The following is a 12,971-nucleotide window of genomic DNA, read 5'->3' as shown; positions in this document are numbered from 1 at the left end:
CAGCAGAGGACACTTCAGTAAGCTGGCAATGATGACCGTGGACCACCGCCGCTTGGAAGAATATTCAGGCGCAGCCATTCTTGTGCTGTGCCTGGGTATTGGCGTGTTGACGCTCTTAGTAGGTGTCGAACCATTCATCCCCGTGTGGGCATGGGCGCTGCTGCTGCTTGGATGCCTCGGCAGCGTCTTTCTCGCTGCTAGCGGGATGTTCGCGCGCCGACACCAGCTGATGCTCTACGCAGCCGCACTGTTGAGCTCTTGGGCGCTGCTGTTCACCATGCCCCACCAGGGGATGTTGGCGGTGATCCTGGTAGTCATCGCAGCAGTGGGCAGCTACCTGCTGTCCATTCCAAAGGTGTTGGGCATCGTCCTGCTCAACTTGCTGGCGCTGATTCTCCAGCAGGTGATCCACGGTGTGGACCCGGTGGAATCCATCGCCAGTACAGTGTTCTATGGTTTCATCCACCTAGCAGCAGTCTTCAGCACCTATGCTCTGTGGCGCGAGACGACGTTGAGGGCAGAACTGGAACAGAAGAACGTGGAACTCGAAGCCGCAGGTGTCCTGTTGGAGCACTCGGCAAAAACCGCGGAGCGTCTTCGTATCGCCCGCGAGCTCCATGACGCCATCGGTCACCAGCTCACCGTGCTGAACCTGGAGTTGGAGGCAGCACGACATCGCCTCGCCGCACGCGCTGAGGTGGGAGACGTCACCGTTCATATTGAGCAGGCTGCTGAAGTTGCCAAGGAACTCCTCGCCGATGTGCGGGCCACTGTGGGCGAGCTACGGGCCACCGAGCCGGGTGACCTGCAAGCCCAGTTGGAACGAATCGCAGGTTCCGTTCCATCGCTGGAGATCCATGTAGAAACCGACGCCATCGCAGCCGTCGATGACCAGCAGGGCACGGCGCTGGTGCGGGCGGCCCAGGAGATCATCACCAACACGGTGAAGCACTCGGAGGCCCGGGAGCTTTCACTGGTCCTCACCCAGGACGCCTCCCACGTGATCCTCACCGGGACCAACGACGGGCTGGCTCCGAAAACCGTCACCTTCGGTCATGGACTCACCGGTCTGCAGGAACGGGTGGAACTTTTGGGAGGGCAGCTGAGCGTCACCACCTCTCCCTGCTTCACTGTGCAGGTACAACTGCCCGCCGCTGGGAGTCTCTCCGAATCGATGCTGCGTGACGAGGAACAAGCCAGTCCATGACAAATCAGGACCGCCCCAGAATCACCCACTCAAGCTCAGTCAGCGTGCTGGTCGTCGACGATCAGACATTGGTGCGTCATGGAATCCGCACACTTTTGGAGCTGGGAGGCATCCATGTCGTGGGGGAGGCCAGCGACGGTGCTGAGGCGCTCACAGTGCTGGAGACGCAGTGTCCCGATGTTGTCCTCCTGGACCTGCGTATGCCGCAGTACGACGGTCTCTGGCTGCTCCACCGCCTGCAGCAGCGCGGCAACGATATCCCCGTTCTGGTGCTCACCACCTTCGATGACGACACGCTGGTGCTGGAGGCTCTCCGTTCAGGCGCACGCGGCTATCTGCTCAAGGACGTCACCGTCGACCAACTTGCCCAGGCAGTTCACGCGCTGGCGGCAGGCGGAACACTCATCGCGCCATCGATCACAGACCGGCTTGTGCGGGCAATCAGGGCTTCTCCTCCGCCCGCCGGCGCCGCGGGCGTCGTCGTAGAGAGCCTCACCGATCGGGAGTCAGAAGTTCTGCGATTAGTCGCTGAAGGGTATTCGAACCGACAGGTCGCCCAACTGATCCACTTGGCTGAGGGCACCGTCAAGAACCATATTTCCTCCATCCTCATCAAACTAGGTGCCCGCGATCGCACCAATGCCGTGCTGCGCGCCATCCGCGAAGGGATTCTTGGCTGATCCCGGGCCTGCGGCACCCCCGGCAGGGTGCTAAGTTGTCCTCGGTACACGTTTCTCCCGCCACTCTGAAGGAGCCCACACCATGAGCAGCATCCCCGCCGAGCTGAAGTACAGCGCAGAGCACGAGTGGATCGCCTCCGCCGACACCGAAGGTGTGGTGCGCATCGGCATTACAGACTTCGCACAAGACGCACTGGGTGAGGTGGTGTACGTCGAACACCCAGAAGTGGGGTCCTCCGTGGCGGCCGGAGATGTGGTCGGAGAAGTGGAATCCACCAAGTCAGTCTCGGACATCTTCGCCCCGGTGGCGGGTGAAATCACCGCAGTCAACAAAGAGCTGGACGACCAGCCCCAGGTCATCAACTCCGACCCTTACGGTGCTGGGTGGCTCTTCGAAGTCAAGCTCGCCGAAGCCTCGGGCATCGACGATCTCCTCAGTGCAGAGGATTACACCCAGCAAGTGGGCTGAACCCCGCAGACTGTTATATAGTTGTGACCCGGGGTTCGGTCCTGAGCGCACCGTGATATCCGTGACCGATGTCAGGTGCTGCCGTACCCCATGATGCACAGAGAGGAGGGACCGGTGACTGAGCCGAATGATCATCAACAACGCACTCCGGAAAGTGCAGCGGAGTCCACATCCATTGCGTTGCCGCCAGCGAATACTGGCCCGCTCGAAGCCAACCTCTCGGAGCAGGACATCGCTGCTATCAGCGCGCTGCCTAAGAATTCCGCCCTACTGATCGCCCACACCGGAGCCAACCAGGGTGCGCGCTTCCTTCTTGACCAAGACCACACCATCGTGGGTCGCCACCCTGAGGCAGACATCTTCCTCGACGACGTGACCGTCTCCCGGCGCCATGTGAAAATCAATAGACATGAGCGAGGTTTCGAAGTCGAAGACCTCGGAAGCCTCAATGGAACCTACGTCAACCATGACCGTGTAGACCACTACACCCTCCAGACGAGCGATGAAGTGCAGATCGGCAAATTCCGCCTCACGTTCTACTCCGGAGGCGACTGAAACCACCGGCAATGGACAAATGATCGGACTTCGGCGATTCGCACGTTATTCTGAGGCTGACTTCTTTCCTTCCCCTGAACCTGAAAGAGGATGCGCCCGTGAGTGCAACACCTGCTCGTCAGCCTAAACCGGCTGAGAAGGCCGGGCCTGCCAATTCCCATGTCTTCACTATCTCTGAAGTGCTGCGTGAACTGCAGCGCGAATTCCCGGATCTGTCAGCCTCCAAGCTGAGATTCTTGGAAGAACGGGACCTGGTGGAGCCTGCACGGACCCAATCCGGCTACCGCAAGTACTCCGCAGCCGACGTCGAGCGTCTGCGCTTCATCCTCGCGCTGCAGCGCGACCGCTATATGCCACTGGACGTCATTAAGCAGACAATGGACGCCATTGACGTCGGGGAGAAACCGGAAGCGCTCCCAGAGTCAGCGCCAGTTGGCCCCCGTGAGGTCACGGGAGAGATGGCGGCACAGATCACGGGGCGCAGCCGTCCCATGAGCCGCAAGGAATTGCGTGCCCTCTCGGGAGCGACTCGCGGCATGCTCGACACGCTGGAGAAGTTCCGCATCATCACTGCTGACGCCCAGGGTAACTACAGCCATCACGACCTCAAAGCAGTCAAAGCGGTCCGGGTGTTGGCACGCTATGGGCTGGAACCGAAACACCTGGTCACCCTGCGCCGTTCCGCTGATGCCGAACTTGACCTCATAGGGCGAGCTATGGCCCCGCAGGCAGCTAGGAAGGACGCTGCTGCACGCGCACGCGTCGCCGAATCCTCCAAAGAAATGCTGCAGTGTCTCAAAGAGCTGCGCGCCTCCATAATGGACGCTGCAGTGGAGAAAATCGACAGACGCTGAGCAACTGGGCCCCTCAGTCGGCTCTTCAGGCATACACTGGAACTATGGATGACGTGCAGGTGCGGCTAGAGGTGATGGGCGTTCGCGTGGAGCTGCCCAATAACCAACCTGTGCTGATACTGCGTGGTGCCGAACCGGGCACAGAGGCACTCCATGTGGCCGTCGTCGTCGGTCCAGCTGAGGCTGCTGCAGTGGCCCGAGCTCTCCAAGGGGAGGTTCCCCCGCGTCCGATGACACACGATTTGCTGACCAGTGTCTTGGAGAGTTTCGGCAGGGGTATTGCCGCCGTTGAGATCAGACTCCTGGATATGAGTACCTACGCCGGCTATGTTCGGCTCAACAGTGGCAGCACCATCGACGCCCGAGCCTCCGACGCGATTGCCGTGGCCGTCCGAGCTCAATGTCCGGTCACAATGGCCCGCGGGACACTTGAGGCCGTCTCCGTGACGCCCCGGTATAGGACCTCACAGAACCAGCCCTCCTCCGCAGCCAGCCCTGAAGCCCAGCATCTGGCAGGCAAAGGCCCTATCTCCGAAGATGAGATTCGCGAATTTCAGAAGTACCTCACCGACGCCGACCCCGAAGACTTCGGCAGGTCATGAGACACGCCGAGACTGAGCGCTCCTGCCACCACAACCACGCTCGACGCGGATAGACTGGCCACAGCTATCCGATACGACGTGACGCACACCACCAGAGAGGTGCCTGAGTGAAGGACCAACGCGCTGAACTACCGCGCACCCGCCAGCACTCCCGCCCCCCGGCTCAGGACACCCTGTTCAACGACGGTTTGCCTGACTTGGATGAGGACATGGGATACCGGGGACCGATTGCGTGTTCGGCGGCCGGTATCACCTACCGCCAGCTGGACTACTGGGCTCGTACCAAGCTGGTTGAACCGTCATTGCGCAATGCCTCGGGATCCGGATCCGCGCGCCTGTACTCCTTCCGGGACGTCCTGGTGCTGAAAGTCGTCAAGCGGTTGTTGGACACAGGCGTGTCCCTGCAGCAGATTCGTGCGGCGATCGAACACCTCCGTGAGCGAGGTGTCGATGACCTCGCGGAGATCACGCTGATGTCAGACGGCGCCAGCGTGTACGAATGCACCTCCACCGATGAGGTCATCGACCTCGTCCAGGGTGGACAGGGAGTGTTCGGAATCGCTGTCGGCCGTGTGTGGCGTGAAGTGGAAGGCAGCCTCGCCGAGCTTCCGAGAGAACGCAGCGAGGCCCCTGAAGCTGTTCCCGCAGAACCGTCTAGTCCTGCCACAATGGATGAGCTCGCCCAACTTCGAGCCAAGCGGCAGCAGGCGTCATGACCGTTACTGCCCCATAATCCAGGTTCACACCGACGTCACCACTACTGGGAAGGCCTGCGCCGATGATTCTGATTGTCGTGAAGTTCCCTGTCAAAGCCTCGCACGCGGAGCAGTGGCCCGAGATTGTTCGGGAATTCACCAACGCCACCCGAGCTGAGCCCGGCAATAAGTTCTTCGAATGGTCTCGAGGTGTGGAAGACCCCAACGAGTACGTGTTGGTCGAGGGATTCGAAGACGACGCCGCGGAAGCGCATGTCACCTCTGAGCACTTTCAGGCCGCGATCGACCCGCAGGGGCCTATGCACCGCGCCCTTGCTGCCACCCCACGCATCATCTCCCAGACCATCGAAGCCGACGGATGGAGTGAGATGGGCGAGATGAAGGTGTCGTAGCTTTCTGTCAAATCCCCGCCCTTCCCGCGCAGGTTGCCCTGTGCGGCCGTCTTCAGCATTAGGATGAAACCGTGCAGATTCTCAGTGTGTCCAGTCTGAAAGGCGGGGTCGGAAAGACCTCGGTCACCATGGGTTTGGCCTCAGCGGCCCTTCACAGAGGCGTCAAGACCCTCGTGATCGACCTTGACCCGCACGCCGATGCCACTACTGGGCTAAGCGTTGCGCGGGGAACAGGACGCGAGGCAGGTCAGCTGCTGAAGGAATCCCGCAGAGCGAAGATCTCGGACCATGTTGTCCGATCCGGCTGGTTGGATCTGCTGGATCCGGAGAAGCAGAAAACCGCTGTACTCGACGTTGTGGTCGGTTCAGCGCTGTCTGCCACTTTCGACCGCCCCGATATCCGGCCACGGGATATGAAACGGCTGAAAAGCCTCGTTGACGGTCTCAGCGGATACGACCTGGTGCTGGTCGACTGCCCACCCTCACTCTCCGGGCTGACCAGAATCGCCTGGGCCGCGTCCCACCAAGTTTTACTCGTCGCTGAACCTTCCCTCTTCTCCGTGGCTGGCACCGAACGGACCATGCGTGCCATCCGAATGTTCTCCAACGAGTTCGCTCCGCAACTGACCCAAGCAGGCGTCGTCGTTAACAGGGCTCGTGCGGATTCTGCGGAACACGAATACAGGTTGCTGGAAATGGAACGGCTCTACGCCGATAAGCTCATGCTGCCGGTGCTGGAGGAGAACCCCCATTGGCAGCAGATCCAAGGAGCGGCCTACCCCGTGCACCAGTGGCCTGGAGACCAGGTGCGGGACATGGCCAAGAGCTTTGATGAGCTCATCAAACAGCTCGTTCCAGCCAAGAACCTTGGCTCGTGAACCATATGGCAGCGCACGACCTCGCCATCATCGGCTCCGGCTCCGGAAACTCCCTGATCACCCCCCATTGGGACCAGAAGCGGGTGGCCCTGGCCGATCAAGGCATTCCAGCCACCGGGGCATTCGGAGGAACCTGCCTCAATGTGGGCTGCATCCCCACTAAAATGTATGTTCGCCCCTCTGCTCTGGCCAGGGCTCCTGAGGAAGCGGCACGCCTCGGCGTGGAGATGACCACTGAGCGCGCCGACTGGCCAGCGATCCGAGACCGCATTTTCAGCCGGATTGATGCGATCTCCGCTGCAGGGCGCGACTACCGTGACCGTTTGGAGAACGTAGACCTCATTACAGAGCGCGTCACGCTGACCAGCCCCCGGTCCTTCCGCAGCGACTCCGGGGTCGAGGTCACAGCAGAGCAGATGGTCATCGCCGCAGGTTCACGTCCGGTACTTCCCGATGTTCCCGGTGTTGATCTCCCGCAGGTCCACACTTCTGACACGATCATGCGAGTTGACGCTCTGCCAGAGAGAATCCTAATTATCGGTGGCGGGTACATCGCCTGTGAGTTTGCGGGCATATTCACCGGGCTCGGCTCAGAGGTGATCCAGATCAACCGCAGCCTCGGGCTGATGAACCAGCTCGACCAAGAAATCGCTGCGGCCTATTCCGCTCAGGCGGAGGCTAACTGGTCAGTGCTCTATCAGAGGACTCTGGCCCGCATCACCGAAGCTGCCGACGGGGGAGTCACGGCTCAGCTGGTCACTTCAGACGGCCGTGCCGAAGAACTGCACGTCGACACCGTGCTGATTGCCATTGGACGAGTACCCAATAGCGACTCCGTGGGTGCCGCAGCTGTGGGCCTCGACCTTCACCCCGACGGGCGGATCGCAGTTGATGAGTACCTGCGCGTCCAGAAGGAAGGGAAGCCGGTTGAAGGCGTTTACGCCATCGGAGACATCTCTTCTGCGCCCATGCTCAAGCATGTCGCCAATCATGAAGCGCGGGTGGCGGCGCACAACCTGGAACATCCGCAGCGCCTGCGACGGGTGCGCCACGAGGTGATCCCAGCGGCGATCTTCTCCCACCCGGAGATCGCCCACGTGGGTCTTACCGAAGCCCAGGCCGCAGAGGAAGTCGGAGCCGAGCACCTGACCGTCAAGACTCAGCGCTACGGGGACACTGCCTACGGCTGGGCTATGGAGGACCAGACCGGCATCATGAAGGTCATCGCTGACAGCCGGGACGGAAAAATTCTGGGCGCCCACGCCATGGGATACCAGTCGTCAAACCTCATCCAGCCCATCGTGCACGCCATGAGCTTCGGGCAGGACGCCTACACCGCGGCCAGGGGCCAGTACTGGATTCACCCGGCGCTGATGGAGGTCACAGAGAACGCTCTGCTCGGTTTGGACGTCCCGGTCCCGGCAGAGCCTCCGCTGTAAAGGAATGACTTTGGTCCGCTCAGGGTTGGCATGAGAGGAATCTCTATACGCTGATTGAAAGGACCACCTCATGGCTGAGCGCGTTGACTTCTGGTTTGACCCCATCTGCCCCTTCGCCTACGCGACCTCCCGATGGATTCTCGAAGTCGAGAAAGTCCGCGACATCGAGGTGAAGTGGAACGTCATGAGCCTGGGTGTGCTCAATGAGGACAAGAACCCGGCACCCACTGAGGACGACGACGTCCTGGCTCGTTGGATTCCGGCGCGTACCTCCACGGCGGTGGCTCAGACGGCTCCGGAGAAGATAGGCGACTTCTACACCGCCATCGGCCATGACATCCACGTCAACGGACACCGCGACTTTGAAGCAGCCTCACGCCGTGCACTGGCCGAAATTGGCCTGGACGAGACTCTGGTCGATGGTGCCAAAACTGATACCTACGACGACGCGATGCGCACCTCTCACGATGCCGGAATCTCCCAGGTAGGGCAAGACGTCGGCACTCCGATCGTCGCCTTCGCTGGGACAGCATTCTTCGGCCCCGTCATTACCCGGGTGCCGACCGGAGAGGATGCCGGGAAGATCTTCGACGGGGCCCTCGCTTTGGCAGAGTACCCCTACTTCTTCGAACTCAAGCGTTCACGGACTGAGGGCCCTCAGTTCGGCTGATTTAGCCAAAGAAAAGCCCCGATCTGACGTTTCGTGCGCCGGGTCGGGGCTTCTTTGTGCCGTCCGAAAGGGAGAGACCACTGTGATGGGATTCTCGATGGCCTCCGCGACCGTTCCTATCGAAATGCCCATCGCGCGGCGTATCTGGGGGACTCAGCCTTTGCGAATCACTTTGTGCTGGGCGGCCTGGGCCACCGGCCGCACCACGATCTGATCGAGGTTCACATGGTGTGGAAGCGTCACCGCATGGGCGATGACCTCAGCTATATCCTCGGCCACAAGCGGCTTCTCCACCCCGGCGTAGATCTTCTCAGCGGCCGCGGCGTCGCCCCGCAGCCTTTTGGCTGCGAACTCATCAGTACGCACCATCCCGGGCTGGACCTCGATGACCCGGATGTTGTGCTCAGCTTCCTCTAGCCTGAGAACACTGGTGAGCGAATGCTGGCCGAACTTTGCAGCGTTGTACCCGGCACCGCCCTCGTAGGCAACCACTCCTGCCGTCGAGGTCAGGTTCAGGACTGTTCCCTCACCGTGAGTGCGGAGCATGGGGAGGAAAGCCTGCGTGATATTCAGTGTCCCCAGCACATTGACCTCGTACATCCACCGCCAATCCTCTGCCCTGCTCTGCGCGACCGACTCCACTCCCAGAGCGCCGCCGGCGTTGTTGATGAGCGTGTCGATACCACCAGACTCAGTGACGGTCTGCAGGAGCGAGGCCACCTGGGTGGCGTCGGTAACGTCACACACCACAGGAACGATTCCTTCCTGCTCGGCAAGGTGTTCCAGCTTTTCGGCCCGGCGAGCAACGGCGAAGACGTGCCACCCTTCGGAGGTCAGACGCAGAGCGGTGGCAGCGCCGATCCCGGAGGAGGCTCCGGTGACGAGCGCTCGGCGAGGTGAAGGTTCAATGTTCATGGGGACAGACTAATCAGTAACAACGGATCTGTGGGCAGCATTTCCGACATGTGAGACGGACGAGTGACTTTTTCATGCGTGGCAGAATGGGGCCCATGGCCGAAAACATAAAGGGCACCGACGCGCCCGCATACAAGACTCCGGAAGTCCCCGATAAACCAGCTTTGGAAGGATTGGAGCAGAAGCTCAACACGGCGTGGGCACAGGAGCAGATCTTTCATTTTGACGACAGTGCCACCCGCGACCAGGTGTATTCCATCGACACCCCGCCGCCGACTGCCTCCGGGTCACTCCACGTAGGCCACATGTTCTCCTACACCCAGACTGATGTGGTGGCCCGCTTCAAGCGGATGCGCGGAAAGAAAGTCTTCTACCCGCTCGGCTGGGATGACAACGGTCTGCCGACCGAGCGACGTGTGCAGAACTACTACGGGGTACGGTGCGATCCCACCAAGCCTTACGATCCGAATTATGCGCCCCCGGAGAAACCGGCCAAAAACCAGCGAGACTGGGACATGATTTCCCGGCGCAACTTCATCGAGCTGTGTGAGACGCTCACTGTTGAGGATGAGAAAGTCTTCGAGGACCTGTTCACCACACTGGGCCTGTCGGTGGACTGGCGGCAGACCTACCGCACTATCGACGACCATTCGCGCACAGCCTCTCAACGTGCATTCCTACGTGATGTGCGCTCCGACAACGCTTACACGGCAGAGGCACCGACCCTCTGGGATGTGACCTTCAGGACTGCGGTGGCCCAGGCGGAGTTGGAGGCAAAAGAGCGCCCTGGTGCGTACTACCGGTATCCCTTCACCGACGACGCCGGCAACGAGGTCGTTATCGCCACCACTCGGCCTGAACTGCTGCCCTCGTGCGTAGCGCTTGTCGCGCACCCGGAGGATGAGCGCTATCAGCACATGTTCGGCCACTCTGTCACCTCACCACTTTTCGATGTGGAAGTGCCCGTCAAGGCGCACACCTTGGCCGACCCTGAGAAGGGTTCGGGTATCGCCATGATCTGCACATTCGGTGATATGACCGATGTGACCTGGTGGCGTGAGCTGAACCTCCCTACCCGAGCGCTGATTGGCCGTGAAGGTCGCTTCACCGGTGACACGCCTGAATGGATCACCACAGAACACGGCCGGGAAAACTATCAGCAGTTGGCCGGCAAGACCGTGCACTCAGCTAAAGAGGCTGTTGTCGAGCTTCTGCAGGCAGCCGATCTGCTGCGCGCTGAGCCGGAGAAGATCACCCATGCCGTCCACTTCTACGAGAAGGGCGATAAGCCACTGGAAGTGGTGACATCGCGCCAGTGGTACATCCGAAACGGTGGACGTGATGCTGACCGCCGCGACCAACTGGTGGAGCGGGGCCGCAAGATCACCTGGAATCCAGGCTTTATGCGCTCCCGGTACGAAAACTGGGTCGAAGGCCTCAACGGAGACTGGCTCATCTCACGCCAGAGGTTCTTCGGGGTGCCGATCCCGGTGTGGTATCCGCTCAACAGTTCCGCAGAGCCGGACTACGACCACCCGATTCTGCCTGAGGAAGACCAGCTTCCCGTGGACCCGGCGTCAGAACCAGCTCCGGGATTCGCAGAATCCCAGCGCGGCGAGCCCGGTGGCTTTATGGGGGAACCTGATGTACTGGACACCTGGGCGACGTCGTCCCTGACACCTCAGATCGCCGGCAAATGGGAGCGCGACCCTGACCTGTTTAACCGGGTTTTCCCGTTCGATTTGCGCCCTCAAGGACACGACATTATCCGTACCTGGCTGTTTTCCAGCGTGGTGCGCGCGAACTCATTGCATGACACGGTGCCGTGGACCAACACGGCCATCTCCGGTTGGATCCTGGACCCGGACCGGAAGAAGATGTCTAAGTCCAAAGGCAATGTGGTGATCCCGAACGAGCCGCTGGAGCAGTTCGGAGCAGATGCCGTGCGGTACTGGGCAGCTTCAGCAAAACTGGGAGCCGATACGGCCTACGAGATCAGCCAGATGAAGATAGGTCGTCGTCTGGCCATCAAACTGCTCAATGTCTCCAAGTTCGCCTTCGGCATGGGAGTCACCGAGGAACACGTTGTGGGCTCCGGCAACGACGGCGTCGTCATCACTGAACCGCTGGACCAGGCACTGCTGGCCAAGCTCCGCAGTGTGGTGCAACAGGCAACCGACCACTTCGAAAACTATGACTACGCCCGAGCGCTGAACCTCACGGAGAGCTTTTTCTGGGCCTTCACGGATGACTATGTGGAGTTGGTCAAGGACCGGGCGTACGGAGCTCAGGGCGAGCAGGCCCAGGCCTCAGTGCGTGCCACCCTCGCTACTGCACTGGATAACCTGCTGCGCCTGTTCGCTCCGGTGCTGCCGTTCGCCACAGATGAGGTGTGGCGGTGGTGGCGGCACGGTTCCGTTCATGGGGCGAGTTGGCCTCAGGCTTCGGATCTTGATGGTGTGGTTGGAGCTCCGGCTGTGCTGGATGCCGTCGCCGAAGCGTTGACCAGTCTGCGCCGTGCTAAGGCCGAAGCTAAAGTCAAACAGCGCACAGAGATCCTTTCCGCGCGAATTACCGGTTCGGAGCACAATATTGATGCTGTTCGGTCAGCTTTGGAGGATCTGCGGGCGGCAACCAAGTCCCAGGTGCTTCAGCTGGAGAGCTCCGGTGAGGAGAGTCCTGAAATCAGCGTCACTGACGTGTCGCTGGCTGAGACAGACCAGCCCTGACCCGCACCGGACTGGCGGTCATTCGTTTTCGGCCTCGATGGCGCGGACTTCCAACACGCCTTCTAACTCACTGAGGCGGTGATGCAGCTGGTCCGGGGAGAGGTACTGAGAACGCGAGAAACTCAGTTCGGCATCAACCACTGCGCCTTCTTCCTCGCTGTCCTTACGCCGAGTGCGGTTCAACGCCACTTCATAGCCCAGTCCTGACGCTGTGGTGAGCACATCACGCAGAATGCCGTGCCCGTCCTGGTAGCGGACCTCGTAGCGGTGGGTACGGCCGCGCTTTGGGATTTTCCTCGCCAGCCGGGTCACAATTGTGACCGCCAGCAGGTAGAAGATCACCGTCAATGCGGCGATCAGCGGCATTCCGGCACCGCAGGCCATACCGACCGCAGCGGTGACCCATACGGAACCGGCGGTTGTCAGCCCGGAGACGATGTTCTGGCGAACGAAGATCACGCCGGCACCGATGAAGCCGATGCCGGAGACGATCTGTGCGGCGATCCGGGAGGGATCCAAAATGACGCCCTCGCCCAGCAGGTGGGAGAATCCGTATGCCGAGACAAGAGTGAAGAGTGCTGAACCAAGTCCCACCAATATGTGGGTGCGGGCTCCCGCGGACTTCTGGCCCAGCTCCCGTTCCAGACCCACTACGGCAGACAGGACGAACGCGCAGGCCAGAAGAGCGGCCTCAGTGGCCAGCGTGTCAGGTATCAGGTCAATGTCCATACGTCTCACGGTAGACTCCCAGGCTTGAACCAGCCTGGAGGCTGATTTGTCCCCACCGATTGGCCGATTCTGCGCTCAGATCTGGTGTGGACGACCCCTGTCGGCGGCATCTTCGACCAGTGAGAGCGATTGGGCC

The 12,971-nt window shown here is 60.8% G+C and carries 14 protein-coding genes; 12 read left to right on the top strand and 2 right to left on the bottom strand.

The annotated features are described in order from the left end of the window. Positions 1-28: 28 nt before the first annotated feature. The 11 genes from FH975_RS03115 to FH975_RS03065 all read left to right on the top strand — a co-directional run bounded on the left by FH975_RS03115 (position 29) and on the right by FH975_RS03065 (position 8,462). Positions 29-1,207, top strand: coding sequence for a sensor histidine kinase (locus tag FH975_RS03115; protein ID WP_162319973.1), 1,179 nt, complete (start codon positions 29-31; stop codon positions 1,205-1,207). Continuing rightward, on the top strand, positions 1,204-1,887 hold the full coding sequence (locus FH975_RS03110) for a response regulator (protein WP_162319972.1): 684 nt from the start codon (positions 1,204-1,206) through the stop codon (positions 1,885-1,887). Before FH975_RS03115 ends, FH975_RS03110 begins: the two co-directional genes overlap by 4 nt. 82 nt (positions 1,888-1,969) lie before the next feature. Further along, entirely contained in the window at positions 1,970-2,356 is a 387-nt protein-coding gene (gcvH, locus tag FH975_RS03105; protein ID WP_162319971.1) for a glycine cleavage system protein GcvH, read from the top strand. Positions 2,357-2,449: 93 nt separating this feature from the next. Then, entirely contained in the window at positions 2,450-2,911 is a 462-nt protein-coding gene (locus FH975_RS03100) for an FHA domain-containing protein (protein WP_162320072.1), read from the top strand. A 98-nt stretch (positions 2,912-3,009) separates the two neighbouring features. Continuing rightward, complete coding sequence (ftsR, locus tag FH975_RS03095) at positions 3,010-3,765, top strand: transcriptional regulator FtsR (RefSeq protein ID WP_138251558.1); 756 nt, start codon at positions 3,010-3,012, stop codon at positions 3,763-3,765. A gap of 44 nt (positions 3,766-3,809) precedes the next feature. After that, complete coding sequence (locus FH975_RS03090) at positions 3,810-4,367, top strand: bifunctional nuclease family protein (RefSeq protein WP_162319970.1); 558 nt, start codon at positions 3,810-3,812, stop codon at positions 4,365-4,367. 107 nt (positions 4,368-4,474) lie between these two features. Continuing rightward, complete coding sequence (locus FH975_RS03085) at positions 4,475-5,083, top strand: MerR family transcriptional regulator (protein WP_328821750.1); 609 nt, start codon at positions 4,475-4,477, stop codon at positions 5,081-5,083. A gap of 62 nt (positions 5,084-5,145) precedes the next feature. After that, a complete protein-coding gene (locus FH975_RS03080) occupies positions 5,146-5,475 on the top strand; it encodes a putative quinol monooxygenase (protein ID WP_162319969.1) in 330 nt (109 codons plus the stop codon). Between the two features lie 71 nt (positions 5,476-5,546). After that, complete coding sequence (locus tag FH975_RS03075; RefSeq protein WP_162319968.1) at positions 5,547-6,353, top strand: ParA family protein; 807 nt, start codon at positions 5,547-5,549, stop codon at positions 6,351-6,353. 5 nt (positions 6,354-6,358) lie between these two features. Then, on the top strand, positions 6,359-7,792 hold the full coding sequence (locus tag FH975_RS03070) for a mycothione reductase (RefSeq protein ID WP_162320070.1): 1,434 nt from the start codon (positions 6,359-6,361) through the stop codon (positions 7,790-7,792). Between the two features lie 70 nt (positions 7,793-7,862). Next, entirely contained in the window at positions 7,863-8,462 is a 600-nt protein-coding gene (locus FH975_RS03065; RefSeq protein ID WP_162319967.1) for a mycothiol-dependent nitroreductase Rv2466c family protein, read from the top strand. A gap of 153 nt (positions 8,463-8,615) precedes the next feature. Here FH975_RS03065 and FH975_RS03060 read toward each other — a convergent pair whose 3' ends face one another. After that, complete coding sequence (locus FH975_RS03060) at positions 8,616-9,377, bottom strand: SDR family oxidoreductase (protein WP_162319966.1); 762 nt, start codon at positions 9,375-9,377, stop codon at positions 8,616-8,618. Between the two features lie 95 nt (positions 9,378-9,472). On the opposite strand from FH975_RS03060, the gene valS reads away from it, so the two are divergent. Beyond that, positions 9,473-12,106: a valine--tRNA ligase gene (gene valS / locus FH975_RS03055; RefSeq protein ID WP_162319965.1), complete on the top strand. Its 2,634-nt coding sequence runs from the start codon at positions 9,473-9,475 to the stop codon at positions 12,104-12,106. Positions 12,107-12,124: 18 nt separating this feature from the next. On the opposite strand, the gene FH975_RS03050 is transcribed toward valS, so the two are convergent. Next, positions 12,125-12,835: an MgtC/SapB family protein gene (locus FH975_RS03050; RefSeq protein ID WP_162319964.1), complete on the bottom strand. Its 711-nt coding sequence runs from the start codon at positions 12,833-12,835 to the stop codon at positions 12,125-12,127. Between the last annotated feature and the right edge of the window lie 136 nt (positions 12,836-12,971).

The organism is Nesterenkonia haasae (genome assembly GCF_010119385.1).
Taxonomy (GTDB): Bacteria; Actinomycetota; Actinomycetes; order Actinomycetales; family Micrococcaceae; genus Nesterenkonia; species Nesterenkonia haasae.
The sequence above is the reverse complement of the archived record's forward strand: the minus strand, read 5'-3'. Positions and strand labels throughout refer to the sequence as shown.

What these genes read in the sequence shown, in the direction of transcription:
- FH975_RS03115 (WP_162319973.1), top strand. Translation starts at nt 29, where the DNA reads ATGATGACCGTGGACCACCGCCGCTTGGAAGAATATTCAGGCGCAGCC.
- FH975_RS03050 (WP_162319964.1), bottom strand. Translation starts at nt 12,835, where the DNA reads ATGGACATTGACCTGATACCTGACACGCTGGCCACTGAGGCCGCTCTT.
- valS (WP_162319965.1), top strand. Translation starts at nt 9,473, where the DNA reads ATGGCCGAAAACATAAAGGGCACCGACGCGCCCGCATACAAGACTCCG.
- gcvH (WP_162319971.1), top strand. Translation starts at nt 1,970, where the DNA reads ATGAGCAGCATCCCCGCCGAGCTGAAGTACAGCGCAGAGCACGAGTGG.
- FH975_RS03110 (WP_162319972.1), top strand. Translation starts at nt 1,204, where the DNA reads ATGACAAATCAGGACCGCCCCAGAATCACCCACTCAAGCTCAGTCAGC.
- FH975_RS03065 (WP_162319967.1), top strand. Translation starts at nt 7,863, where the DNA reads ATGGCTGAGCGCGTTGACTTCTGGTTTGACCCCATCTGCCCCTTCGCC.
- FH975_RS03090 (WP_162319970.1), top strand. Translation starts at nt 3,810, where the DNA reads ATGGATGACGTGCAGGTGCGGCTAGAGGTGATGGGCGTTCGCGTGGAG.
- FH975_RS03070 (WP_162320070.1), top strand. Translation starts at nt 6,359, where the DNA reads ATGGCAGCGCACGACCTCGCCATCATCGGCTCCGGCTCCGGAAACTCC.
- FH975_RS03100 (WP_162320072.1), top strand. Translation starts at nt 2,450, where the DNA reads ATGCACAGAGAGGAGGGACCGGTGACTGAGCCGAATGATCATCAACAA.
- FH975_RS03060 (WP_162319966.1), bottom strand. Translation starts at nt 9,377, where the DNA reads ATGAACATTGAACCTTCACCTCGCCGAGCGCTCGTCACCGGAGCCTCC.
- FH975_RS03080 (WP_162319969.1), top strand. Translation starts at nt 5,146, where the DNA reads ATGATTCTGATTGTCGTGAAGTTCCCTGTCAAAGCCTCGCACGCGGAG.